Annotated in this window: 24 protein-coding genes and 1 pseudogene; 16 read left to right on the top strand and 9 right to left on the bottom strand. The window is 69.9% G+C overall.

What is annotated here, in order from left to right; genetic code table 11:
* Positions 1-13: 13 nt before the first annotated feature.
* Complete coding sequence (locus OK345_RS03090; protein WP_265154884.1) at positions 14-2,092, top strand: glycosyl hydrolase family 18 protein; 2,079 nt, start codon at positions 14-16, stop codon at positions 2,090-2,092.
* Positions 2,093-2,243: 151 nt separating this feature from the next.
* Here the strand turns inward: OK345_RS03090 and OK345_RS03095 are convergent, their stop codons facing one another.
* Both OK345_RS03095 and xerD read right to left on the bottom strand, forming a co-directional pair.
* A complete protein-coding gene (locus OK345_RS03095) occupies positions 2,244-3,044 on the bottom strand; it encodes a DsbC family protein (protein ID WP_265126441.1) in 801 nt (266 codons plus the stop codon).
* Between the two features lie 542 nt (positions 3,045-3,586).
* On the bottom strand, positions 3,587-4,561 hold the full coding sequence (gene xerD / locus OK345_RS03100; RefSeq protein ID WP_265126442.1) for a site-specific tyrosine recombinase XerD: 975 nt from the start codon (positions 4,559-4,561) through the stop codon (positions 3,587-3,589).
* Between the two features lie 71 nt (positions 4,562-4,632).
* Here xerD and OK345_RS03105 point away from each other — a divergent pair, with 71 nt between their 5' ends.
* Both OK345_RS03105 and OK345_RS03110 read left to right on the top strand, forming a co-directional pair.
* Positions 4,633-5,103 (top strand): RDD family protein, encoded by a 471-nt coding sequence (locus OK345_RS03105; RefSeq protein ID WP_265126443.1) that lies wholly within the window; start codon positions 4,633-4,635, stop codon positions 5,101-5,103.
* A 183-nt stretch (positions 5,104-5,286) separates the two neighbouring features.
* Positions 5,287-6,000 carry a hypothetical protein gene (locus OK345_RS03110; protein ID WP_265126444.1) on the top strand — a complete coding sequence of 238 codons (714 nt, stop codon included), beginning with the start codon at positions 5,287-5,289 and terminating at the stop codon, positions 5,998-6,000.
* Positions 6,001-6,010: 10 nt separating this feature from the next.
* On the opposite strand, the gene lptG is transcribed toward OK345_RS03110, so the two are convergent.
* Positions 6,011-7,117, bottom strand: a complete 1,107-nt coding sequence (lptG, locus tag OK345_RS03115; RefSeq protein WP_265126445.1) for an LPS export ABC transporter permease LptG — start codon at positions 7,115-7,117, stop codon at positions 6,011-6,013.
* The gene (gene lptF, locus OK345_RS03120; RefSeq protein ID WP_265126446.1) at positions 7,114-8,193 is read right to left on the bottom strand and encodes an LPS export ABC transporter permease LptF; all 1,080 of its coding nucleotides are present in this window, start codon (positions 8,191-8,193) and stop codon (positions 7,114-7,116) included. Before lptF ends, lptG begins: the two co-directional genes overlap by 4 nt.
* Before the next feature lie 105 nt (positions 8,194-8,298).
* Between lptF and OK345_RS03125 the strand changes: the two genes are divergently transcribed.
* From OK345_RS03125 to OK345_RS03145, 5 genes are all read left to right on the top strand, one after another.
* Entirely contained in the window at positions 8,299-9,774 is a 1,476-nt protein-coding gene (locus OK345_RS03125) for a leucyl aminopeptidase (protein ID WP_265126447.1), read from the top strand.
* Positions 9,775-9,862: 88 nt separating this feature from the next.
* A complete protein-coding gene (locus OK345_RS03130; protein ID WP_265126448.1) occupies positions 9,863-10,288 on the top strand; it encodes a DNA polymerase III subunit chi in 426 nt (141 codons plus the stop codon).
* Between the two features lie 31 nt (positions 10,289-10,319).
* A complete protein-coding gene (locus OK345_RS03135) occupies positions 10,320-10,508 on the top strand; it encodes a YqaE/Pmp3 family membrane protein (protein ID WP_265126449.1) in 189 nt (62 codons plus the stop codon).
* A 37-nt stretch (positions 10,509-10,545) separates the two neighbouring features.
* A complete protein-coding gene (locus OK345_RS03140) occupies positions 10,546-13,371 on the top strand; it encodes a valine--tRNA ligase (protein WP_265126450.1) in 2,826 nt (941 codons plus the stop codon).
* A gap of 17 nt (positions 13,372-13,388) precedes the next feature.
* A complete protein-coding gene (locus tag OK345_RS03145; RefSeq protein WP_265126451.1) occupies positions 13,389-13,976 on the top strand; it encodes a hypothetical protein in 588 nt (195 codons plus the stop codon).
* A gap of 83 nt (positions 13,977-14,059) precedes the next feature.
* On the opposite strand, the gene rimI is transcribed toward OK345_RS03145, so the two are convergent.
* Genes rimI through pssA form a run of 3 tightly spaced genes read right to left on the bottom strand, consistent with a single transcriptional unit; the run spans position 14,060 to position 15,788 of the window.
* Positions 14,060-14,557: a ribosomal protein S18-alanine N-acetyltransferase gene (rimI, locus tag OK345_RS03150; protein ID WP_265126452.1), complete on the bottom strand. Its 498-nt coding sequence runs from the start codon at positions 14,555-14,557 to the stop codon at positions 14,060-14,062.
* Positions 14,554-14,952: an alanine acetyltransferase gene (locus OK345_RS03155; RefSeq protein WP_265126609.1), complete on the bottom strand. Its 399-nt coding sequence runs from the start codon at positions 14,950-14,952 to the stop codon at positions 14,554-14,556. Before OK345_RS03155 ends, rimI begins: the two co-directional genes overlap by 4 nt.
* Positions 14,953-15,008: 56 nt before the next feature.
* A complete protein-coding gene (gene pssA / locus OK345_RS03160) occupies positions 15,009-15,788 on the bottom strand; it encodes a CDP-diacylglycerol--serine O-phosphatidyltransferase (RefSeq protein WP_265126453.1) in 780 nt (259 codons plus the stop codon).
* A 258-nt stretch (positions 15,789-16,046) separates the two neighbouring features.
* Between pssA and OK345_RS03165 the strand changes: the two genes are divergently transcribed.
* The 4 genes and pseudogenes from OK345_RS03165 to OK345_RS03180 form a co-directional block, all read left to right on the top strand.
* Positions 16,047-16,427, top strand: coding sequence for a DUF4124 domain-containing protein (locus tag OK345_RS03165; RefSeq protein ID WP_265126454.1), 381 nt, complete (start codon positions 16,047-16,049; stop codon positions 16,425-16,427).
* Between the two features lie 4 nt (positions 16,428-16,431).
* The gene (locus OK345_RS03170) at positions 16,432-16,692 is read left to right on the top strand and encodes a DUF4124 domain-containing protein (RefSeq protein WP_265126455.1); all 261 of its coding nucleotides are present in this window, start codon (positions 16,432-16,434) and stop codon (positions 16,690-16,692) included.
* Between the two features lie 93 nt (positions 16,693-16,785).
* Positions 16,786-18,480 (top strand): proline--tRNA ligase, encoded by a 1,695-nt coding sequence (locus OK345_RS03175; RefSeq protein ID WP_265126456.1) that lies wholly within the window; start codon positions 16,786-16,788, stop codon positions 18,478-18,480.
* A gap of 152 nt (positions 18,481-18,632) precedes the next feature.
* Positions 18,633-18,995: pseudogene (locus OK345_RS03180) on the top strand (H-NS histone family protein); the annotation flags it as partial.
* Between the two features lie 84 nt (positions 18,996-19,079).
* On the opposite strand, the gene OK345_RS03185 reads toward OK345_RS03180, so the two are convergent.
* Complete coding sequence (locus tag OK345_RS03185; RefSeq protein ID WP_265126457.1) at positions 19,080-20,339, bottom strand: threonine/serine exporter family protein; 1,260 nt, start codon at positions 20,337-20,339, stop codon at positions 19,080-19,082.
* Between the two features lie 86 nt (positions 20,340-20,425).
* On the opposite strand from OK345_RS03185, the gene OK345_RS03190 reads away from it, so the two are divergent.
* The 4 genes from OK345_RS03190 to OK345_RS03205 all read left to right on the top strand — a co-directional run bounded on the left by OK345_RS03190 (position 20,426) and on the right by OK345_RS03205 (position 24,151).
* Positions 20,426-21,538, top strand: a complete 1,113-nt coding sequence (locus OK345_RS03190; protein WP_265154888.1) for an ABC transporter permease — start codon at positions 20,426-20,428, stop codon at positions 21,536-21,538.
* Between the two features lies 1 nt (position 21,539).
* Positions 21,540-22,382 carry an ABC transporter ATP-binding protein gene (locus OK345_RS03195; RefSeq protein WP_265126459.1) on the top strand — a complete coding sequence of 281 codons (843 nt, stop codon included), beginning with the start codon at positions 21,540-21,542 and terminating at the stop codon, positions 22,380-22,382.
* Between the two features lie 186 nt (positions 22,383-22,568).
* Entirely contained in the window at positions 22,569-23,495 is a 927-nt protein-coding gene (locus OK345_RS03200; RefSeq protein WP_265126460.1) for an MlaD family protein, read from the top strand.
* Positions 23,492-24,151 (top strand): ABC-type transport auxiliary lipoprotein family protein, encoded by a 660-nt coding sequence (locus OK345_RS03205; protein ID WP_265126461.1) that lies wholly within the window; start codon positions 23,492-23,494, stop codon positions 24,149-24,151. Before OK345_RS03200 ends, OK345_RS03205 begins: the two co-directional genes overlap by 4 nt.
* On the opposite strand, the gene OK345_RS03210 is transcribed toward OK345_RS03205, so the two are convergent.
* Positions 24,118-24,744, bottom strand: coding sequence for an alpha-ketoglutarate-dependent dioxygenase AlkB family protein (locus OK345_RS03210; protein ID WP_265126462.1), 627 nt, complete (start codon positions 24,742-24,744; stop codon positions 24,118-24,120). The two genes, OK345_RS03205 and OK345_RS03210, sit on opposite strands and share 34 nt — an antisense overlap.
* Positions 24,745-24,913: the final 169 nt, after the last annotated feature.

Consider the following 24,913-nt stretch of genomic DNA (forward strand, 5'->3'; position numbering starts at 1 on the left):
TCGGAGATCGAACATGCTGGATCGGACCACCCGCCCCTTCCGCCCCGCGCGGACACTCGTCCCCGGCCTGGCCGTGCTGGCCGCACTGCTGCTGCCCGGCCTGGCCCAGGCCGCCAACTGCACCGGGGTCCCGCAATGGGACCCCGCCACGATCTATCCCGCCGGCAGCAAGCTGCAGAAGGACAACGTGCTGTACCAGGCGCGCGTCGACATCTGGAACGCACCACCGGACCATCCGTCCGGCGCCCACTGGTACGACAACCTCGGCAACTGCGACGGTGGCGGCGACGTCAACCAGCCGCCCACCGTCAGCCTGACCGCCCCCGCCGCGGGCAGCAGCTTCACCGCCGGCAGCAACATCACCCTCAGCGCCAATGCCAGCGACAGCGACGGCACGGTCACCCAGGTGGAGTTCTTCCAGGGCAGCACCTCGCTGGGCGTGGACACCTCGGCGCCCTACAGCATCACCTGGAGCAACGTCGCCGCCGGCAACTACACGCTGAAGGCGGTGGCCACCGATGACGACAACGCTGTCGCCAGTTCGGCCACGGCCAACATCACGGTGACGACCTCGTCCTCGGACACCACCGCCCCCAGTGTTCCCTCCGGGCTCGCGGCGACATCCAGGACCACCACCAGCCTGACCCTGGGCTGGAACGCGGCAACCGACAACCCCGGCGGCAGCGGCGTGGCCGGCTACGACCTCTACCGCAACGGCAGCATCGTCGGCTCCCCCACCGGCACCAGCTACGTGGACGGCGGGCTCAGCCCGAACACCCAGTACAGCTACCGCGTACGTGCCCGCGACAACGCCGGCAACGCCTCCGCGCAGAGCGCGGCGGTCACCGCCAGCACCCTGGCCGACGGCGGCGGCGGCGGCAACAAGCGGGTCATCGGCTACTTCACGCAATGGGGCATCTACGGCCGCAACTACCGGGTCAAGAACATCGACACCAGCGGTTCGGCCGCCCAGCTGACCCACATCAACTACGCGTTCGGCAACGTCCGCAACAACCGCTGCGAGGTCGGCGTCACCCAACCCGCCGACCCGAACACCGGCGCCGGCGGCGACGCCTTCGCCGACTACACCAAGGCGTTCAGCGCCGCCGAAAGCGTCAGCGGCAACGCCGACAGCTGGGACCAGTCGCTGCGCGGCAACTGGAACCAGCTCAAGCAGCTCAAGGCCAAGCATCCCAACCTGAAGGTGCTGATCTCGCTCGGCGGCTGGACCTGGTCGCGCGGCTTCTCCAGCGCCGCGCGCCCGGAGAACCGCCAGGCGTTCGTGGCCTCGTGCATCGACGCCTACATCCGCGGCAACCTGCCCGTCACCGACGGCGCCGGCGGCCCCGGGGCGGCGCTGGGCGTGTTCGACGGCATCGACCTCGACTGGGAGTACCCGGTGGCCTGCGGCCTGAGCTGCGGCTCGCCCGAGGACAACGCCAACTTCACCGCGCTGCTGGCCGAGTTCCGGCGCCAGCTCGACGCGGTGCGGCCCGGGCTGCTGCTGACCGTGGCGGTGGGCGCGGGCATCGACAAGATCCGCGTCACCGACCCGGCGGCGTACCACCAGTACCTGGACTACATCAACGTGATGACCTACGACTTCCACGGCGCGTGGGACCCGCAGACCAACCATCACTCGGCGCTGTTCAATTCGCCCAACGACCCGTCCACCGGCGACCAGCGGTTCTACAACAGCAACGACGCGATCGAGGCGTTCCGGACCCGCGGCGTGCCGGCCAACAAGCTCAACCTGGGCATCGGCTTCTACGGCCGCGGCTGGACCAACGTGCCCAACGTCAACAACGGCCTGTACCAGAGCGGCTCGGCCGCGGCGGGGACCTACGAGTCCGGCATCGAGGACTGGAAGGTGCTCAAGAACCTGGGCTGGCCCAGCTACACCGACGCGCAGGCCCGCGCGCACTGGATCTACAACGGCAGCACGTTCTGGACCTTCGACAGCCCGGCGATGATCAGCGAGAAGATGGGCTACGTGAAGGCGCAGAACCTCGGCGGCGCGTTCTTCTGGGAGTTCAGCGGCGACGACGACCAGGGCACCCTGGCCAAGGCGATCGGCAACGGCCTGAAGTGAGGCAGAGCGCGCGGCGTGGGCGATGCGCGTCCACGCCGCGCAACCGCGGTCGCCGCCACCGGCGGCAACACTTCATCGGATCATGCAAAGCAGGCAGCCCGGCTCAGGCCGGGCTGCTTTTCGTTGCGGCGGTGCGGGAATCCCGCGGCTGTCAGCGGCTGCCCGCGGCGGCCGGGATGCGCTCCAGCGCGGCCTTGAGCTGCGCCGGCGGCAGGTAGCCGCCCAGCTGGGTGCCGTCGGCGGCGAAGATCGCCGGGGTGCCGTTGACGCCCAGCTGCTGGCCCAGGCTGTACTGCATCGCCACCGGGTTGGTGCAGTTCTTGGCGACCACCGGCTGGCCGGCCTTGGCATTGGTCAGCGCCTGCTTGCGGTCGGCCGCGCACCAGACCGAGATCATGTCGGTGTAGTCCTGGCTGCCCAGGCCCATGCGCGGGAACGCCAGGTACTCGACCGCGATGCCCTGGCGGTTGAGCTCGGCGATGTCCTGGTGCAGCTTGCGGCAGTAGCCGCACTCGATGTCGGTGAACACGCTGACGGTGTACTTGGCGTTCGGCGGCGCGAACACGATGCGGTCGGCGTGCGGCACGGTGTCCAGCAGCTTGCGGCGATAGGCCAGCAGGCCGTCGCTGGTGGCCAGCGCCTTCTTCTCGATGTCGTAGGGCTGGGACTGCATCAGGTAGCGGCCGTCGTCGGACACGTACAGCACCTGCCCGGCCACCACCACCTCGCGGAAGCCGGCGAACGGCGCCGCGCCGACGTAGTCGGGCTTGAAGTTGGGGTCCAGCTGCGCCAGCGCGGCGCGCACGCGCTGCTCCACCGCGCCCTCGGCGGCCGGGGCGGCGGCCTTGCCCGGGGCGCCGGAAGCGGTGTCGCCACCGGTCGGCGACGGTTGCTGCGCACAGGCGGAAAGGCTGATCGCGCCCAACAGCGCGGCAATGGCAATACGGAGCATCGGGTATCCAGGGGACGGAAACAGGGCCGGATTCTCGCACAACGGGGAAGCGGGGGCGGGAGGGAGCTTCCGGGCGCTGGATCGCCTTGGGGAATGGGAGCGGGGAGCGGAAGGTCCATGGATGCCCGCCTGCGCGGGCATGACGGGCCGGGAATCGACTACCGGGTGGACGACGGGTGCCGATCCGGCAAAACGCAAAACGAATCCACGCGCCACGGAGCCGGAACAGCGCTTTCCGCCCATAGCAGCGCCTCCCGTCCATGACAGGGCCGCACCAACACCGCTGCCGTCATGCCCGCGCAGGCGGGCATCCATGGACATTGCTCCTGGCTGGGGGACGGAAACGGATGACAGAGTCAGGGAAAAACGCACTCTTGCCGCCGCTCGGAAAGCTCGCGACTGACGTCGCTCCTACGGCATTTCCCTGCCGTTGTAGGAGCGACGTCGGTCGCGACCGGTGGGACCGCCCGCTCCGCTGAAGCCCCGGATTCCCGCCGCCAGCCCGGCCCCGGATACGCCGGCCCGGCCATCCATCGCCCGCTTCACCCCCTCGGGTGATGCCTGGCGTGCAGCTTCTGCAGATGCTCACGCGCGACCAGGGTGTAGATCTGGGTGGTGGACAGCGAGCTGTGGCCCAGCAGCATCTGCAGCGCGCGCAGGTCGGCGCCGTGGTTGAGCAGGTGGGTGGCGAAGCTGTGGCGCAGCCCGTGCGGACTGATGCGCTCCGGGTCGATGCCCGCCACTGCCGCATAGCGCTTGACCAGCCCCCAGAACTGCTGCCGGCTCAACGGCCGGCGCTCCTGGCCGATGAACAGCGGCACCTGGCCCTCGGCATTGGCCGGCACCGCCTTGCCGCCGGCCAGCTGCGGCCGCGCCTGCGCCAGGTATTCCTGCAGCCAGTGCTGGGATTCCTCGCCCAGCGGCACCAGCCGCTCCTTGCTGCCCTTGCCGGTGACCCGCAGCACGCCCTGGCGCAGGTTCACCGCGTTGGCCGGCAGACCGACCAGTTCGCTCACGCGCAGGCCGGCGGCGTACATCAGCTCCAGCATCGCGCGGTCGCGCAGGCCGAGCGGGGAATCGCGATCCGGCGCCGCCAGCAGCGCGTCGATCTGGCTTTCGGCCAGCGCCTTGGGCAATGCGCGCGGCAGCTTCGGTGGCTCCAGCAGCGCGCTGGGATCGTCGCCGCGCTCGCCGCGGCGCATGCACTGGGCGAAGAACGCCCGCAGCGACGACAGCAGCCGCGCGTTGCTGCGCGGCGACCAGCCGTGGCGGGTGCGCCAGGCCAGGTACTCGAACAGCCCGGCGCGGTCGATCCCATGCAGCCCTCCGCCGGCACCGTCGCGCCAGCGGGCCAGGCCCTCCAGGTCGCGGCGGTAGCTGTCCAGGGAAGCGCGCGCCAGGCCCTGTTCGGCCCAGATCGCATCCAGGCAGCGCTGGATCAGGCTGGCATCGGCCTCGCGCAGCGCAGGCAACTGCTGCACCAGCTGGCGGCGTTCGGCGGGAGTGGCGGTGGACATCGCGCACAGCATAGAAGCCGGGGGGGACGCCTGCCTATCCATCGACCCTGCCGGGTACGTATCCTCGACGCATGGGCACGACCGATCCCGCACCGAAGAAGAACCGCCCGCTGCTGCTCTGGCGGCTGCTGGCCCTGCTGTACGACCTGTGGCCGGCACTGGCGCTGTGGATGCTGGTGGCCTCGCTGTTCGTCGCCGGCTATACCCTGGCCGGGCACGGCGCGCGCGAGAACATCGCGCCGTTCAGCGCGCTGCAGTGGCTGCTGTGGCTGTGCTGCTGGGCGATCACCGGCCTGTACGCGACCGTCAGCTGGCGGCGCGGCGGGCAGACGCTGGGCATGCGCCCGTGGCGGCTGCGGCTGACCGGCACCGGCGACGGCGCACCGTCCTGGGCGGCGCTGTGGAAACGCTACCTGATGGGGACGCTGTCACTGCTGTGCGGCGGCCTGGGCTTCTGGTGGGCGCTGTTCGACCGCGAGCGGCTCACCTTGCACGACCGCCTCAGCCGCACCCGCTTGGTACGCCTGCCCAAAAGCGGATGATGCCGGCACTTCCACCGCATGGACGCGCGGCGACGCGCCAGCTCAGGTGATTACCCATGAATGCCCGGCGGCGCGGCTCGAAGGCGTGCCGCGGGAAGCGCCCTGAAACCACGGCAGCGCGCTCCGCCCCCCCCTTCCTCGTACCGCCGGCAACCCAGGCTGCCGGCCCTTCCGGATCCCCCCATGTCGCTCCGCCCCCTGCTTTGCCGCACGCTCGCCCTTGCCCTCGCCGCCTTCGCGACGCCCTGCCTGGCCGCAGCCGCCAGCCCCGTTCCCGCCGACGAACCGCGGCTACTCGGCGGCAAGCCTCCGATCGGCGATGTCTACGTGCTGATGGCCAGCCCGACCCGCGGGCGAGGCGAACTGGAAACCCTGGTGCGCACCCGCTTGACGCCGGCGCTTGCCGACAGCGGCGTCGCCGAGCAGTGGTGGATGAACCTGTCCAGCCCCATGCAGCAGTGGCTGGTGATCGAGGAACTGTCGCAGCGGCCGCTCGATTGCCGGGCGTTCGCGCAGACGATGGCCGACACCCTCGGCACGCGTACCCGTCCCACCGGAATCAACGCGCCGGAAGGCTGGTGGATCGAGGACACGGACGAATACGAAGTCATGGACCTGGTCTCCTCCCGCCTGCAGTTCGCCGACCAGCCGCGGATCCTGCGCGCGCATGCCCTGTTCACCCAGGCGCCGCCGCAATGGCAGTCCTGGGACCAGGTCGCGCTGCTCATCGTCGGCCGCGATGGGATGCCGGCGCTCAACGTGATGGAAGCGGCGCAGCGGGCCTTCGCCGGGGTGAAGCTGCCGGCCGACGTCGGCCTCCAGCTCGGCATCGTGCGCAAGCGTTTCGAGGGACAGGGCCTGTTCGTCGGCTTCAGCGAGCCGGGTACGTGCCGCTAGCCGCGGCCGCTCACCCGGACTTGCGCCGGAACAGCCAGCCCGACACCAGCAGCATCACGATCGGCGGCAACGCATAGGCGATGCGGTAGTCGAACTTCAGCGCGCCGGCCATGCGCCCGAAGAACAGCTGCAGCAGCCAGAACCCCAGCGCGAACAGGATGCCCAGGAACAGGCGCTTGCCCATGCCGCCGCTGCGCAGCGAGCCGAACGCGAACGGCACCGCGGCCAGGCACAGCGCCAGCACGTTGACCGGATAGAACCAGCGGCTCCAGTAGATGTCCTCATAGTCGCGGGCATCCAGGCCGTTGCGGTGGCGGTACTCGATGCTGGTGCGCAGGTCGCGGGCAGGCAGGTTGCGCGGCCGGGTCAGGCCCGACGCCAGCGCGGCGGCATCCAGCTGCGAGTCCCACGGTTGCTGCTTGAAGGTCTCGCGCTGCGCCGAACGCTCCTCGAACACGTCGCGGCGGCCCTTCTTCAGCACCCAGCCGCCATCGCCGTGCTCGGCCACGGCCGCATGCGTCAGCGATGCCAGCCGGCCATCGTCGCCGATCCGGTACAGGCGCACGTCGTGCAGCAGCAAGCGGGTGCCGCCGCCGGCGGTCAGCTGTTCCTCGCCGCTCTGCGCGTTGAGGAAGGTATCGCCCTCGCGCGCCCACAGCCCGGAGTAGCGGGCCATCGCCATGTCGCTGTTGAACTTGGCGCTGGTCTTGAGGATGTCGGCCTTGCTCTGGCCCCACGGCCCGAGCGTTTCGCCGCTGAGCACCATCACTGCGGTCAGCAGCGACAGCGCCACCGCCACCGACAGCCCCAGCCGCCGCCGCGACAATCCCAGCGCGCGCAGCGCGGTCAGTTCGGAGGTCGCCGCCAGCTGGCCCAGCCCCATCAGCGCGCCGATCACCGCGGCGGTGGGGAACATGGTGTAGGCGCGGCGCGGCACCGTGTACGACACCCAGGCCACGGCGTGGGCGAAGCTGTAGCTGCCCTTGCCCACGTCCTTGAACTCGCCGGACAGCGCGATCACCACGTCCAGCCCCACCAGCACCGCCCAGGTCAGCAACACCGTGCCGAGCACCGCCCGGCCCAGGTAGAAATCGAACCGCATCGGCCGCAGCTTCATGCTTTCCTCCGGCTGCGCGACAGCCTGCCGTCACGGAAGTAGGTCCACAGCGCCAGCGCCAGCAGCGGCAGGGTCAGCCACCACAGCCCCAGCACCCGCGGCAGCTTGTCCGCCGCCAGCAGCTGGGTGCCGATGAACATCAGGTTGACCCCGACCAGGTAGGCCAGGAACGCCAGCATGATCCGGCCGTAGCGCTGCTGCCGCGGCGCGCTGCGCGACAGCGGCAGGGTCAGCAGGGCGAAGGCCAGCGCCAGCAGCGGCGGCGCCAGCCGCGCGTGCAGCTGGGCATTGGCCTCCGGGCGCGGATCGCCGAACAGGCGGCCGGTCGGCAGCAGCTCCGGATCGTCGTCCTCGCGGCTCTCGGCGCGGTCCGGCAGCGCCACCTCGTTGCTGGCATAGCGCATCAACCGGTAGTCCAGGCCGCCGTCGGCCGGGCCCTCGACCCGGTAGCCGTCCTCCAGCCGCAGGAAGCGCCGGCGATCGCCCTCGAAGAACATCGCGCCGCGGTCGGCCGACACCACGTCGATGCGGCCGTCCTTCTGCCGCTGCATGAACACCTTGCCCAGCTGGGTGCCGTCGGCCGAGACCGTCGACAGGTAGACGATGCCGCCGCCGGGCAGCGGGGTGAAGCGGCCCGCCTCCAGCCCGGCCACCACCAGGCTGCGGTTGGCGTCCTCGATCAGCTGCTCGGCGGTGCGCTCGGCCCACGGCCCCAGCCACAGCGAGCACAGCCCGATCAGCGCCACCACCGGCACCACCAGCATCGCCACCGGCCGCAGCAGCCGCCGCGGGCCGACGCCGATGGCGGTGAGCACCGCCATCTCCGAGTCGCGGTACAGCCGCGCGATCGACAGCAGCAGGCCCAGCATCAGCGCCAGCGGCAGGATCAGCGGCATGTAGACGATGAACTGCAGGCCCAGCTGCGAGAACAGCAGCCGCGCCGGCAGCTTGCCGTCGGCGATGTTGCCCAGGATGTCCACCAGCACGCCGCCCACGCTGACCACCAGCAGCACGATCAGGGTGGCCAGGAAACTCTGGACGAAATCACGCAGGAGGTAGCGGTCGAGCTTCGGCATGGGGCGGGTGGTTTAAACTCTCGGATTCGTTCGCGGCGCGCCCAGCCTGACCTGGAGGGCGTAAACAGTCCGCGATTGTACGGATTTGGCTACGGAATCTGATCAATGTCCCTGGAATTCACCCTGAACCCCGCCGCCCCGGCCGATGCCGGGCTCGACTGCATCGTCGTCGGCGCCTTTGCCGACAAGTCGCTTTCCCCCGCGGCGCAGGCGCTGGACGCCGTTTCCGGCGGCCGCCTGTCGGCGCTGGTCGCCCGCGGCGACGTCGGCGGCAAGACCGGCACCACCACCCTGCTGCACGACCTGCCCGGGGTGACCGCGCCGCGGGTGCTGGTGGTGGGGCTGGGCGAACCGGCCAAGTTCGGCGTGGCCCAGTACATCAAGGCCGCCGGCGACGCCGCCCGGGCGCTGAAGACCGGGGTCAGCCGCAGCGCGCTGTTCACCCTGTCCGAGCTGCCGGTCAAGGACCGCGACGCGGCCTGGAACATCCGCCAGGCGGTGATCGCCGCCGACCACGCCGTCTACCGCTACACCGCCACGCTGGGCAAGAAGAAGGCCGACGAGCCGGGCCTGGCGACGCTGGCCATCGCCGGCGACGACGCCACCGCGCTGGCCCAGGGCCAGGCCATCGCCGCCGGCGTCGAGTACGCGCGCGAGCTGGGCAACCTGCCGCCGAACCTGTGCACCCCGGCCTACCTGGCCGAGTCCTCGGTGAAGTTCGCCGGCGCGCACGAAGGCGCCGAGGCCGAGATCCTGGACGAGGCGCAGATGGAAGCCCTCGGCATGGGTTCGCTGCTGGCCGTGGCCCGCGGCTCGGCCAACCGGCCCAAGCTGGTGGTGCTGAAGTGGAACGGCGGCGGCGACGCCAGGCCCTACGTGCTGGTCGGCAAGGGCATCACCTTCGACACCGGCGGCGTCAACCTGAAGACCCAGGGCGGCATCGAGGAGATGAAGTACGACATGTGCGGCGGCGCCAACGTCATCGGCACCTTCGTCGCCGCGGTGAAGGCGAAACTGCCGCTGAACCTGGTCGTGGTCGTGCCGGCGGTGGAGAACGCCATCGACGGCAACGCCTACCGCCCGTCCGACGTCATCACCTCCATGTCCGGCAAGACCATCGAAGTGGGCAACACCGACGCGGAAGGGCGCCTGATCCTGTGCGACGCGCTGACCTACGCGCAGCGCTTCGAGCCGGCCGCGCTGATCGACGTGGCCACCCTCACCGGCGCCTGCATGGTCGCGCTGGGCCACCAGACCGCCGGCCTGATGAGCAAGCACGACGACCTGGCCGGCGAACTGCTGGCCGCCGGCGAGCACGTGTTCGACCGCGCCTGGCGCCTGCCGCTGTGGGACGAGTACCAGGGCATGCTGGATTCGACCTTCGCCGACGTCTACAACATCGGCGGCCGCTGGGCCGGCGCCATCACCGCCGGCTGCTTCCTGTCGCGCTTCGCCGAAGGCCAGCGCTGGGCGCACCTGGACATCGCCGGCGTGGCCAGCGACGAGGGCAAGCGCGGCATGGCCACCGGCCGCCCGGTCGGCCTGCTGAGCCAGTGGCTGCTGGACCGCGTCGCCGCCTGAGTTTCACCCCGAAACCGGGGTCGGAGTCGGGTTTCGCCGCAAAGAACCCGATTCCGGCCCTTGCCCCCTCCGTCCCCATCGAGTTCCCATGTCCCGCGCCGACTTCTACCTGATCGCCAAGCCGCGCTTCCTCGCCGAACCGCTGCGGCTGGTGTGCGAACTGGCGCGCAAGGCCAACGACGCCGGCCTGTTCACCCTGGTGCTGGCCCGCGACCGGGCCCAGGCCGAGGAACTGGACGAGCTGCTGTGGGCGTTCGACGACGAGGCCTACATCCCGCACCAGATCGCCGGCGAGGACGTGGACGAGGAGGAGGCCATCGTGCTGATCGCCGCCCCCGGCACCGACGCGCCGTCGCGGCCGCTGGTGATCAACCTGCGCGACGACCCGTACCTGGGCGCCTGCGACCGGGTGCTGGAAGTGGTGCCGGCCGATCCGTCCGCGCGCGAGCCGCTGCGCGAACGCTGGCGCCAGTACAAGGCGCTGGGTTTCGAGCTCAAGAAATACGACATGTGACCCCTCCTTCCCTTCTGTCCGGAGCCCGCCGATGCGCCTGCTGATCGCCATCCTGCTGCCCTGGCTGGCCTTTTTCACCATCGGCCGGCCGATTTCCGGCATCGTCTGCCTGGTCCTGCAGGTCACCCTGATCGGCTGGCTGCCCGCCGCGATCTGGGCGGCCTATGCGGTCAGCCAGTACCACACCGACAAGAAGATCGAACGCGCCCTCGGCCGTTGATCCCTCCACCCAACCGCCTTCCTTCCGGTTTCCCCGCATGACCCAACTCGCGCCCAGCTACGACCCCAAATCCTTCGAGAAGGACCTCTACGACGCCTGGGAGAAGGCCGGCCACTTCAAGCCGTCCGGCAAGGGCGAGCCGTACACCATCCTGCTGCCGCCGCCGAACGTCACCGGCACCCTGCACATGGGCCACGCCTTCCAGCAGACGCTGATGGATGCGCTGGTGCGCTACCACCGCATGCGCGGCTACGACACCTTGTGGCAGGTCGGCACCGACCACGCCGGCATCGCCACCGAGATGGTGGTGTCGCGCAACCTGGCGCTGGAAGGCAAGGGCGAGACCCGCGATTCGCTGGGGCGCGAGGGCTTCATCGGCAAGGTGTGGGAATGGAAGCAGCATTCCGGCGACACCATCGAACGGCAGATGCGGCGCCTGGGCACCTCGGCCGACTGGTCGCGCAGCACCTTCACCATGGATCCCGGCCCCAGCGAGGCGGTGGTCGAGGCGTTCTTGCGCTGGCACGAGCAGGGCCTGATCTACCGTGGCCAGCGCCTGGTCAACTGGGACCCGGTGCTGAAGACCGCCATTTCCGACCTGGAAGTGGAGAGCGTGGAGGAGGACGGCTTCCTGTGGTCGATCCGCTATGCGCTCGACGACGGCGCCAGCTACGAACACGTCGAGGTCGATGCCGACGGCAACGAGACCCTGCGCGAGACCCGCGACTACCTGGTCGTGGCCACCACCCGCCCGGAGACCCTGCTCGGCGATACCGCGGTGATGGTGCATCCGGAGGACGCGCGCTACGCCCACCTGATCGGCAAGACCGTCACCCTGCCGCTGACCGGGCGCCGGGTGCCGGTGATCGGCGACGACTACGTCGACCGCGAATTCGGCACCGGCGTGGTCAAGGTCACCCCGGCGCACGACTTCAACGACTACCAGGTCGGCGTGCGCCATGGGCTGCCGATGATCAACCTGTTCACCGGGGCCGCGGCGATCAACGACAACGCCCCGGAGAAATACCGCGGGCTGGACCGCTACGAAGCCCGCAAGGTGGTGCTGGAAGAGCTGGAAGGACTGGGCCTGCTGGTCGAGACCAGGCCGCACAAGCTGCAGGTGCCGCGCGGCGACCGTACCGGCCAGGTGATCGAGCCGTACCTGACCGACCAGTGGTTCGTGAAGATGGACGCGCTGGCCAAGCGCGGCCTGGAACTGGTCGAGAACGGTTCGATCCGGTTCGTCCCGCCGAACTGGATCAACACCTACCGCCACTGGATGGAGAACATCCAGGACTGGTGCATCAGCCGCCAGCTGTGGTGGGGCCACCGCATCCCGGCATGGTTCGACGATGCCGGCAACTGCTACGTGGGTCGCAGCGAAGCCGAGGTGCGCGCCAAGCACGGGCTGGGCGCCGACGTGGCGCTCACCCAGGACAGCGACGTGCTGGAGACCTGGTTCTCCTCGCAGCTGTGGCCGTTCTCCACCCTGGGCTGGCCGGACGCAGCGGCGATGGCGCAGCGCGGCTTCGAGCGCTACCTGCCGTCGTCGGTGCTGGTCACCGGCTTCGACATCATCTTCTTCTGGGTGGCGCGCATGATCATGGCCACCGACAGCTTCACCGGCAAGGTACCGTTCCGCGACGTCTACATCACCGGCCTGATCCGCGACGCGCAGGGCCAGAAGATGTCCAAGTCCAAGGGCAACGTGCTCGACCCGCTGGACATCATCGACGGCATCGCCATCGACGACCTGGTCGCCAAGCGCACCACCGGGCTGATGAAGCCCAAGGACGCACCGAAGATCGAGAAGGCCACGCGCAAGGAATTCCCGGACGGCATCATCGCCCACGGCGCCGACGCGCTGCGCTTCACCATCGCCGCGCTGGCCACCCACGGCCGCGACATCAAGTTCGACATGGGCCGCGCCGAGGGCTACAAGAACTTCTGCAACAAGCTGTGGAACGCCAGCCGCTTCGCGCTGATGAACACCGAGGGCGCGAGCTTCTCCGGCCTGCCGCAGCCGCGCACCGACGCCGAGCGCTGGATCCTCTCGCGCCTGGCCCGGGTCGCCGCCGAGGCGCAGCAGCACTTCGCCGACTACCGCTTCGACCTGCTGGCGCAGTCGCTGTACGAGTTCGCCTGGAACGAGTTCTGCGACTGGTTCCTGGAACTGTCCAAGCCCGCGCTCAACGGCGAGGACGCCGCCGACGCCGACAGCACCCGCCACACCCTGCTGTACGTGCTCGAGTCGCTGCTGCGGCTGCTGCACCCGCTGACCCCGTTCGTCACCGAACAGCTGTGGCGGCAGGTGGCGCCGCGGCTGGGCATCGCCGGCGACACCGTCTCGCTGCGGCCCTACCCGACCGCCGGCGAGTTCGACGGCGACTTCGCCCGCGCCGAGGTCGACGTGGAGTGGCTCAAGGCCATGGTCAGCGCGCTGCGCCGCGTGCGCAGCGAACTGAACGTGCCGCCGTCCAGGCAGGTGCGGCTGCTGCTGCAGGCCGGGCAGGCCGACGACCGCGGCCGGATCGAGCGTTTCGCCGCGCAGCTGAAGTTCCTGCTGAAGCTGGAGAGCATCGACTGGCTGGCCGCCGATGCGCAGACCCCGCCCTCGGCGGCGGCCATCGTCGGCGAGCTGAAACTGCTGGTGCCGCTGGAAGGGCTGGTCGACCTGGATGCCGAACGCGCACGCCTGGACAAGGAGATCGCCCGCGTGTCCGCCGAAAAGGAAAAGAGCGAAGCCAAGCTGGCCAGGTTCACCGACAAGGTGCCGGCGGCGGTGGTCGAGCAGGAACGCGTGCGCCTGGCCGACTGGAACGCCCAGCTCGGCGGCCTGCGCGAACAGCGCGGCAAGCTGTAACCGCAGGCGGGAGCACGGTGCCGCTTTTTGTCGAAGAGCGGTTCTTTCCCGCGCTTCTGGCCGACGATGTCCGCATCGTGGCACCCGTGCTTTCGCGCAGCCAGATGCACCCGCCTGCGGGCGGGTGCCGGGTACGGGTCGGCGAAGATTCCGTGGACCCGCCCTACAGGGTGTACTACGCGCGCGGCGACCTGATGGCCGCGGCATCGCGCGGTGGCAACCCGGGCTTGATCGCGACATGCCTCGGCACCCGGCATCACGACGGATTCCTGCGCGAAGAATGCGTCCGCAAACTGTTGCGCGCCGAAGAACCGTGGATCGCGCCCTACGTCATCCAGCTCCTGGGCGAGTACGTACTGGAAACCGGGCAGGCGATCGAACGCGCGCTCCCAGCGCGAGACCTGCGCATGCATGTCGGTTACGCCCGCAGCAACCGGCCGCACCTGGAAACGCTGGAACGACGCGCGGTGAGTTACTGGAACGCCTATTACCGCCAGGACTTCCCCGCCTGCAGGGTTCTCGCGAACCTGCTGGACGCGGCCAGGGGCGGTGCTGACGATATGCTCCCTGTTCCCGCCCCGTTCGCCGTTGCAGGAGCGACGTGAGTCGCGACCGGAGTGTCGGCAGAGCCCCGGTCGCGACTCACGTCGCTCCTGCGAGCGCGCAATCCAAGCATGCGCACGCCGCCTCAAAGCGGCGGCATCGCCTGCACGTCGTCGCCCACCAGCTCCATCGCCATCACCAGCGCGTCCTCGCGGCCGCTGGCGGCAGGATAGTAACGGGGCCGCCGGCCGATCTCGTTGAAGCCCTCGCTGTGGTACAGCGCCACCGCCGGCGTGTTGGACGGCCGCACCTCGAGGAACACCCGGCTGGCGCCGTGGCTGGCGGCCAGCCGCACCAGCGCGCGCAGCAGCTGGCGGCCATGGCCGCGCGACTGGCAATCGGGATCGACGCAGACGTTGAGCACGTGCGCCTCGTCGGCGGCCAGGCTCAGCACGCCATAGCCGACGATCTGCCCCGCCTCCTCCAGCACCCAGCCCGGGTAACCGGCCTGCAGGCAGTCCTGGAAGATGCCGCGGGTCCAGGGAAACGGATAGGCGCGCCGCTCCACCACCATCACCGCATCCAGGTCGCTCTCGCGCAACGGACGCAGTACCGGGGCGGGCTGGACGCTGACCGCGCTCACTGCCGGCGCTTCCGCCGCAAGGCCCGCAGCTGCGGCCACAACGCGCGCTTGGCGGCCGGGTTGCCGCGCAGCTCGGCCAGCGGCCAGCTGTCCATCAGCTGGCGGGTTTCCGGATCGGAAGGATTGCAGGCCGAAGCGCGCAGCAACGCGATCTGCAGGCGGTCGGGCAGGCGCACCGAGGGTCGCCGGCCCTGCGCCGGCGCAGGTACCACGGCCGGCGCGGTATCGACATCGGCATCGGCGGCCATCGGCGGTGGCGCGCGCCTCACCGGCGCAACCGGCCGCGCCGGCGCCGGGGCGCTGCGCGGGGGCGTCACGGCCGCCGCGACGACAGGTTCGACCGCCGGTTCCGGCTGCTGCGCCGCACCGCCCTCCAGGTAGACCGTGTAGCCCATCGCCTGCAGCCACGACTGCTGCTGCTCGGACCACAACGGTTGGGCGGTCGCGACGTTCACGCCGCCGGTCCGGACGGCTTGCGCCAGCGTTGCCACAGCCACATGCCCGGGCCGGACAGCGCATAGATCACGCCGATGGCCAGCAGCACCCGCGGCAGGTCGATGACCATGATCGCGATCACCACCGGCACCAGCGCCAGCACCAGGAACGGCACCCGGTCCGAACGCGGGCCGCGTTCGCCGCCGCCCTTGAAGCTCCAGAAGCGGATGCGGCTGACCATCAGCAGCGCCGCGACGATGGTCACGCCCAGCGCCACGTAGCGCAGTTCCTCGCCGTTCCAGCCCAGGTTGCCGTCGGCGAAGGCCCATACGAACGACATCATCAGCCCGGCCGCGGCCGGACTGGCCAGGCCCACGAACCAGCGCTTGTCGACCACGCCCACCTGGGTGTTGAAGCGTGCCAGCCGCAATGCCGCGCAGGCCGCGTACAGGAACGCCGCCGCCCAGCCCAGCCGGCCGAGCACGTTGCCGTCGAACTTCAGCGAGGCCAGCGACCAGTGGTACATCACCAGCGCCGGCGCCATGCCGAAGCTGACCAGGTCGGCCAGCGAGTCGTACTGCACGCCGAATTCGCTGCTGGTACCGGTCAGCCGCGCCACGCGCCCATCCAGCCCGTCCATCACCGCCGCCACGAACACGGCGATGCTGGCGTAGACGAACTGGCCATTGGCCGCGGCGATGATCGCGTAGAAGCCGGCGAACAGGCCGCCGGTGGTGAACAGGTTGGGCAACAGGTAGATGCTGCGCGAACGCGGCGGAGGTCTCATTTCATCCATGACGGGGAGTTTAGGGCGTGTCGGCGCTCCCGAGTAGCTGCCCCGGCCCGGGGGGCGCTCCGGCAAGGCGGCGCAGGGGCCATTCCCGGCCGTCGCCCGGCCCGGAGCCGGGCGATCGCGCCGCCGCGGGGGCGGATCCGGCGCGCTGCTTGCTGGCATTGCGCGGCCCATTCGGGGAAACACGTCACGCCCGCCGGCTTGCCAGTCGTGCCGGGGGGTGCTGCAATCGCGCTCCACCTGCGTTTTCCTGGAGTTGCCATGCGTATCCTGCCCAGTCTCGGCTGCCTGCTGTTGTCCGCCAGTTTCGCGGCCGGTGCCGGCAATGTGTACAAGTGGAAGGACGCCAACGGCGTCACCCAGTATTCGGAAAAGCCGCCGGCCGGACAGAAATTCGAGGCCCGGCGCATCGACAACCACGGCTCGGCGGTCACCGAGAGCGCGGCCGAACCGACCCAGTCCAGCGAGTGCCTGACCGCCCGCCGGAACCTGGAACTGCTGGCCGGCAGCGCGCCGGTGATGCAGGACAGCGACGGCGACGGCACCCCGGACACGCCGCTGGACGATGCCCAGCGCAGCGCCCAGAAGGACCTGGCCGAAGCCGCGGCCAAGGCCTACTGCAAGCCCGACGGCCAGGGCTGAGCCGATGCGCCCGGCCTGGGCCATCCTGGGCGGCCTGCTGTTGGGCATCGCCGCCTGGTGGTGGACGCGCGCCGGCGATGCCGATGCCCCGCCACGGCCGGCGGGCAATGCGCCGGCCGCCACCGGGGAGGCCCTGCCCGGCCTGTACCGCTGGCGCGACGACCAGGGCCGGCTGCAGATCACCGAACAGCCGCCGGCCGGCCGCGAGTACGAACGCATCGACCGCCAGCACGGCCGCGCCATCGAGGTCCGCGGCGAGCGCTGAGCCGGCGCCGGCACGACGCGCCGGCCGCAGCGGCGGCCCCATCGACCCTGCCGGACTGGCAAAATGGGCGCCCGCCGTTTTGCGAAGCCGATGATGCGCCTCTCCCAGTTCCACCTGCATACCACCAAGGAAACTCCCGCCGATGCCGAACTGGTCAGCCACCGGCTGATGCTGCGCGCGGGCATGATCCGCAAGCTGGCCTCGGGCCTGTACACCTGGTCGCCGCTGGGCCTGCGGGTGCTGCGCAAGGTGGAAGCCATCGTGCGCGAGGAAATGAACCGCGCCGGCGCGGTGGAGCTGCTGCTGCCGACGATCCAGCCCAAGGAACTGTGGGAAGAGAGCGGGCGCTGGGAGAAGTTCGGCGACCAGTTGCTGAAGATCAAGGACCGCAAGGAACAGGGCTTCTGCTACAGCCCGACCGCGGAAGAGGCGATCACCGACTTCGCCCGCCAGGAGCTGTCCAGCTACAAGCAGCTGCCGGTCAACTTCTACCAGGTCCAGACCAAGTTCCGCGACGAGATCCGCCCGCGCTTCGGGGTGATGCGCGCGCGCGAGTTCCTGATGAAGGACGCCTACTCGTTCCACCTGCGCGACGAGGACCTGGTGCGCGAGTACGAGAACATGAAGGCCGCCTACACCCGCATCTTCACCCGGCTGGGGCTCGAGTTCCGCGCGGTGCAGGCCGACTCCGGCGCCATCGGCGGCGATGCCTCGCAGGAATTCCACGTGATCGCCGATTCCGGCGAGGACGCGCTGGTGTTCTCCACCGGCTCGGATTACGCCGCCAACGTCGAGGCCGCCATCGCCGCCGACCCGGCGCCGCGCGCGGCGGCCGGCGAGGAACTGCGCAAGGTCGAAACCCCGACCCAGAAAACCTGCGAGGACGTGGCCGCGCTGCTGGGCATCGCCCTGCAGCGCACCGTCAAGTCGGTCGCGATCATGACCGCCGACGGCGATTTCGTGCTGGCGCTGGTGCGCGGCGACCACGAGGTCAACGAAATCAAGCTGGCCAAGGTGCCGGGGCTGGCCGATTACCGCATGGCCGGCGAAGCGGAAATCGCCGAATACCTGGGCAGCGAGCCGGGTTTCCTCGGTCCGTTGAATCCGGCCCGCGCCATCCGCGTGGTCGCCGACCGCGAGGTCGCGGCGATGGCCGATTTTGTCGTCGGCGCCAACCAGGCCGGCTTCCATATTGCCGGCGTCAACTGGGGCCGCGACCTGCCCGAGCCGGAAGTGGCCGACATCCGCAACGTCCAGGAAGGCGACCGCGCCTGCGACGGCGGCGAGCTGAAGATCGCCCGCGGCATCGAGGTGGGCCACGTATTCCAGCTCGGCCGCAAATACGCCGAGGCGCTGGGCGCCACCGTACTCGACGAGAACGGCAAGGCCGCGGTAATGACCATGGGCTGCTACGGCATCGGCGTTTCCCGCATCGTCGCCGCCGCGATCGAGCAGAACCACGATGAGGCCGGCATTATCTGGCCGCAGGCGATGGCGCCGTGGCAGGTGGCGGTCTGCGTCATCAACCCCAAGCAGGACGCGGCGACAAACGCCGCCGCCGAGGCGCTGCTGGCCGACCTGCAGGCCGCCGGCCTGGATGCGGTGCTGGACGACCGCGGGCTGCGCCCGGGGGCGATGTTCGCCGACATGGAACTGATCGGCATCCCGCACCGGGTGGTGGTTTCCGAACGCGGCCTGGCCGCCGGCACCTTCGAATACCGCGCCCGCTCGGCCGAGGCGGCCGAGAGTCTGGAGCGGGAAGCCCTGCTGCAGCGATTGGCCGGATAATCGGTGAAAGCCGGGGGAAATATCCCGGCTTTCCCGTTCGATTACCGGGCAATACCCGCCGCGCGGTTTGTCATCCGCACGAAAGCCCCTGTATGCTTGCGCCGCTGCCAGGGAATGGCCACCCCTTTCCCATTATCCGGAGTAGTTAATCGATGAGCATTGATCTGACCGGCCTGTCGGCCAAGCAGCTGGGCGCCCTGATCCGCGACGCGAAGAAGCAGCAGACCATCGTTGCCAAGCGGCCGCCGGTCACCAAGGTGCGTGCGCAGCTCGCCAAGGTCGCCAAGGCCTCGGGCTATACCCTCGAGGAACTGTTCGGCGGCGCACCGGCCGTCCGCAAGGCTGCCAAGCCCGCCAAGGCCAGCAAGACCGGCCGCAAGCTGGCCAAGGTGCCGCCGAAGTACCGCAACCCGGCCAACCCGGCCGAAACCTGGACCGGCCGCGGCAAGCAGCCGCGCTGGCTGGCCGAACTGACCGCGCAGGGCAAGAAGGTCGAGGATTTCCTGATCAACAAGTGATCGGTCGAGAATCCCTTCCGTATACCAAGGAAACGCCGGCCCCCGCCGGCGTTTTTCTTTTGCGCATGTTCCCGGCGGGATTCAGAGATTCTTGCGCGCGGGGATCAGCAGGTTGCCGAACAGCAACCCGGCCACCAGCGCCATCACCACGTTGAGCACCACCAGCAGCGCCGATTGCCCGACATGCACGTCCTGCTGCTGGATCAGGCTGAGCACCCCGCGCAGGCTGGTGCTGCCGGGCACCAGCATGATGATGCCGGGCAGCCGCACGATCGCGCCCGGCCGCTGGCACAGCCGCCCGAACAGGTTGCCGGCGGCGGTCAGCAGCATCGCCGCCAGGAATACCCCGGCCGGAATACCCCAGGCCTCGCCGCCGTAACGCGAGATCGCATAACCGGCGATGGCCGCGGCCATTACCCACGGATAATCGCGGCGGCTGGCCTTGAACAGCATCGCGAAGGCGAACGAGGTCAGCAGCATCGCCCCCCACTGCACCCATTCCGGTTGCGGACGCGAGGCCCGCACCACCGGCTCCAGGCCCAGCAACCCGGCCAGCGTCACCGCGATCACCGCGCCGACGGTGAGTTTCATGATGGTGGTGATGGCGCCGGCGAAACGCGCCGTACCCGAGACCCAATGCTGGCTGGACAGTTCGTTGACCGCGTTGGTCAGCGCCATACCCGGCAGCAGCACCACCAGCGAGGCGATGATCACCGAGTTGAGGTTGAGCGCACCGACGAAGCTGGCCACCAGCACCGCGACGAAACCGGCCAGCAGCGCCGCCAACGCCTCGCCGGCCTCGCGCGTGGCCGGGCGGCGGTCGGTGTACTGGGTGAGCAGGCCGATCAGCAGGCCGGTGATGCCGGCGGTGGCGATGTCCAGCCACGGCAGCCCCCACAGCCCGGCCACGCCGGCCGAGCCGAGCGTGAACGACAGCAGGTTGCGCGCATGCCCGCGCCAGCCCAGGTCGCGGTCGAGCTGGCGCAGCGCGGTATGGCCCTGGGCGATGCTCATGCGCCCGTTGGCCACGGCGTCGGCGATCTGGTCGGCCATGCTCAACTTGTGCAGGTCGTTGTCGCCGGGGGCCAGCCGGATCACCCGGGTGATGTCGCTGGAACCGATCGCCTTGGTCGGGTCGCTGAAGCTCAGGATCAGGCCGGTCGGGTTGGACCACGGCTCGCAGTCCAGGTCCAGTTGCTGCGCCAGCGCCACCACCGCCGCTTCCAGCCGCTGCGCGGTCGTGCCATAGCTGTGCAGGCGTCCGGCGATCTCCGAAACGAAGGCCACGCGCTGCGCGTAAGTGGCCGGTGGCGTGACGATGGCATGAGGGTCGGAAGACATGCGCGCTAGTATCACCCGAAGCCTGTCGCCACGCGCGTTCTCGCGCGAAGGAAGGACAGGTTATGCTCGGCAGCGGACGCGTGCCCATGACAGAAATACAGCCCCCCCACTGCCAGCAGGATCCGAATGCCTCCCACCAGGTGCGGCTGACCGGGTATTGGACGCTGGCCACCGCGCTGCAGATGGGCGACGCGCTGCGCGGGTTGCCGCAGGGCGTGGAACGGCTCGATGCCAGCGGCATCGCCAAGCTGGATTCGGCCGGGGTATTGCAGTTGCTGCGCTATGCCCGCCGCGCCGGCCTGCAGGACGACGCGCTGAGTTTCCGCGAAGACCATCGTGCGCTGGTGTGCACCATCGAGGATGTCGCCGACGACCGTCCCAAGCCCAGGCGCGATTTCGGCGTACTGGCCGCGCTCGAACGCCTGGGCATCACCGTGCACATCGCCGCGCGCAACGTGGTGACGCTGGCCAGCTTCCTCGGCGAGAACCTGGCCAAGGGCGCGCGCCTGATCAGGGAGCCGCGCCGCTTCCGGCTCACCGCCACCGTGCACCACATGGAACAGGTGGGGCTGGACGCGGTGCCGCTGGTGGCGCTGCTCTCGTACCTGGTGGGCGCGGTGATCGCCTTCCTCGGCTCGACCATCCTGCGCGACTTCGGCGCGGAGATCTACGTGGTGGAACTGGTCAGCATCGCCTTCCTGCGCGAGTTCGCGGTGCTGCTGACCGCCATCGTGCTGGCCGGGCGTACCGCCAGCGCCTTCACCGCGCAGATCGGCGCGATGAAGGCGCGCGAGGAGATCGACGCGATCCAGACCCTGGGGCTGGACCCGGTCGACCTGCTGGTATTGCCGCGGGTGGTGGCGCTGCTGGTGATGCTGCCGCTGCTGACCTTCGTCGCCATGGTCGCCGGCCTGGCCGGCGGCGTCACCGTCGGCGCCTTCGACCTGGACATCCCGCCGCAGATGTACATCGCGCGCATGCACGAGACCATCGAGGTCCGGCACATGCTGGTCGGCCTGTCCAAGGCGCCGGTGTTCGCCGCGATCATCGCCCTGATCGGCTGCCTGGAGGGGCTCAAGGTGGAAGGCACCGCGCAGTCGGTGGGCGAGCGCACCACCTCCAGCGTGGTGCAGACCATCTCGCTGGTGATCATCCTCGACGCGCTGGCCGCGTTGTGGTTCATGCACATGGACTGGTGAGATGAGCGGGCAACCTTCCCCTTCCACGCCCCCGTCGCCGGCACCGGCGGTCGCCGACGGGCCGGTGATCCGGGTGCACGGTCTGGACAACCGCTTCGGCAGCCAGGTGGTGCACCAGGGCCTGGACCTGGACGTGCGCCGCGGCGAGATCCTCGGCGTGGTCGGCGGCTCGGGCACCGGCAAGTCGGTGCTGATGCGTTCCATCCTCGGCCTGCGCCGGCCCGACGCCGGGCAGATCGAGGTGCTGGGCGTGGACGCGCGCTCGGAAGACCCGACCACCCGCCTGCACATCGAGCGCAACACCGGCGTGCTGTTCCAGGACGGCGCGTTGTTCTCCTCGCTCACCGTCGGCGAGAACGTGCAGGTGCCGCTGAAGGAACACCACGCCGAGCTGGGCGACCGCTGGCACTACGAACTGGCGCTGCTGAAGGTGAAGCTGGCCGGGTTGCAGGCCGATGCGATCAACAAGCTGCCCTCGCAGCTGTCCGGCGGCATGCGCAAGCGCGCCGGGCTGGCGCGGGCGCTGGCGCTGGACCCGCCGCTGCTGTTCCTGGACGAACCCACCGCCGGGCTGGACCCGATCGGCGCGGCCGCCTTCGACCGCCTGATCAAGACCCTGCAGGAAGCGCTGGGCCTGACCGTGTTCCTGATCACGCACGACCTGGACACGCTCTACGCCATCTGCGACCGCGTGGCGGTGCTGGCCGATCGCAAGGTGGTGGCCAACGCGCCGCTGGCCGAGATCGAGCGCCTGGACCACCCGTGGATACAGGAATACTTCCACGGCCCGCGCGCGAGGGCGGCGCGGGAAAGCGGGGAACGGGGAACCGGGAGAAGGGAATGAACCATCTTCATTGCCCCGCTTTCACCGCACTGGTGGAATGCTCCGAGCGCCCGCCCCGCAACCGCAGACGCAGGAGCGAGGTGAGTCGCGACCGGGCTTTCCCGGGAAAGCTTCAGTCGCGACTCACCTCGCTCCTGCAGGAATGTGCAGTACACACCTCCCTTATCCCTTCCCCACCGTGACCCCATGGAAACCAAAGCCAACTACGTGCTGATCGGGGTATTCACCCTCGTGGTGTCGCTGGCGCTGCTGATGTTCGGGCTGTGGGCGGCCAAGTACTCCTCCGACCGCACCTGGCAGGAGTACCGCGTGGTGTTCCGCGAGGCGGTCACCGGCCTGTCGGTCGGCAGCCCGGTGCAGTACAACGGCATCGCCGTGGGCTCGATCACGGAACTGACGCTGGCGCCGGACGACCCGCGCATGGTGATCGCCCGCATCCGCCTGAACTCCACCACCCCGGTCAAGACCGACACCCGCGCCAAGCTCGCCATCACCAGCCTGACCGGCCCGTCGATCATCCAGCTCAGCGGCGGCAGCCCGCAGGCGCCGGCCCTGACCGCGGCCAGCAAGGACCCGGCGCCGATCATCCAGACCACGCCCTCGGCCCTGCAGAACATCACCGACGTGGCCAACCGCATCGTCGAGCGGCTGGACGAAGTGCTCAGCGACCGCAACGTCGCCAGCATCTCGGCCACGCTGCAGAACCTGGAAACGATCAGCGGCGGCATGGCCGACCGCGAGGCCGGGACGCAGGCGCTGATCGCCAGCGCGCGCGACGCCGCGCGCAACCTCGACGCCACCCTCACCACCACCAACGGCACCATCAAGCGCCTGGACCAGAACCTGGTGCAGCAGCTGCCGCCGATCCTGGAAAAGCTGGAAACCACCCTGACCAAGCTCGACTCGGCCGCCGGCAACGCCGACGCGATCCTCGGCGAGAACCGCGCGGCGATCAGCAGCTTCGCCAACGACGGCCTGGCCCAGCTCGGCCCGACCCTGACCGAACTGCGCGGCCTGATCCGCGACCTGCGCCGGGTCAGCGACCGCCTGGAGAACAACCCCGCGCGCTACCTGCTCGGTCGCGACGCTCCCAAGGAATTCGACCCCCAATGAGCCCTTCCCTGCGCTTCCGCCTGCTCGCTCCCCTCGCCCTGCTCGCGCTGGGCGGCTGCTCGCTGATGGCCGGCGGCAACAAGGACCCGATCACGATCTACGCGCCCGTCGTGCGCATCGCCGCCGACCCGGCGTGGCCGGCCGTGGACTGGCAGCTGGCCGTCGCCAAGCCCAGCGCGTCGCGCCTGATCGACAGCCCGCGCATCAACGTGCGGCCCACGCCCGGGGAGCTGGAGGTCTACCGCGGCGCCACCTGGGCGCAGCCAGCGACCGACATGCTCGAGGACATCCTGCTGCGCGGCTTCGAGGACTCCAGCCGCATCGGCGCCGCGGCCCGCGTCGCCACCGGCATCCGCTCGGACTACAAGCTGACGGTGGACCTGCGCCGCTTCGAATCCGACTACCGCGGCGGCGACCAGCCCGCGGCCACCATCGAACTCAATGCCAAGCTGATCCACAGCATGGACCAGCGCGTGGTGGCTTCGCGCACCTTCGTGCAGGCGCAACCGGCCGCCACCCCCGCCATCGCCGACGTCACCGACGCCTTCGAGCAGGTGCTGCAACGGGTCGCCAGCGAGCTGGTCGGCTGGACCCTGCTCAGCGGCCAGGACGACCAGCTGCGTCAACGCGACGGACGCGTGCCGGCCACGCCCTGACCGCCGCCGGCGGAGACCGGCGCAATCCAGCGGAAGGTGAGGTTGATGCGCTCGCCCACGGCCCGTGCGGTCTTGGGCAGGGCGTGCTGGCAATGGCGTTGGGTCTGCCCGGCCATCAGCAGCAGGTCGCCATGGGCAAGCGCGAACTCGGCCTTGCGCGACGGCTGGCGGCGGTCGCGCAGCACGAAGCGGCGGGTCGCGCCCAGGCTGAGCGAGGCGATCACCGGCGCCGGCCCGAGTTCCGGCTCGTCGTCGCTGTGCCATCCCATGCCATCGCGTCCGTCCCGGTAGCGGTTCAGCAGCACGCTGTTGAACGTCCGCCCGGTCTCGGCCTGCAGCCGTTCGCGCAGCGGCAGCAGCGCCGGCAACCACGGATGCGGCTCGAAGCGGGTACCGGAATAGCGGTAGCGCGCCTGCGGATCGCCCATCCAGCAGCTCAGCCGTGGCGAATCGACCTCGCGCCCGAAGATCCGGATACGGTGAATTTCCCAGGGCACCTCGTCCAGCAACGTCCGCAACAGCGCCTGCGCATCCTGGGCAGGCAACCACTGCGGGCGAAGCACGACATCGGCATCGGGCAGATCCATTCGCATGACTCCACGCTAGCATGCGCCGCCGCGCGCGATTGCCGCCCTCGCCGCAAACTCCCAGAATGCAGGCATGTCCGTATCCCCCTGCCTGCACCGACGACCGCACGCGCCCCGGTCCCATCGCCCCTCCCCTCATCGCCACGATCCGGCCGCGTACCGCCCCCCGCACCGG

It is taken from the genome of Xanthomonas chitinilytica (assembly GCF_026107455.2).
In the GTDB taxonomy this organism is placed as follows: domain Bacteria; phylum Pseudomonadota; class Gammaproteobacteria; order Xanthomonadales; family Xanthomonadaceae; genus Stenotrophomonas; species Stenotrophomonas chitinilytica.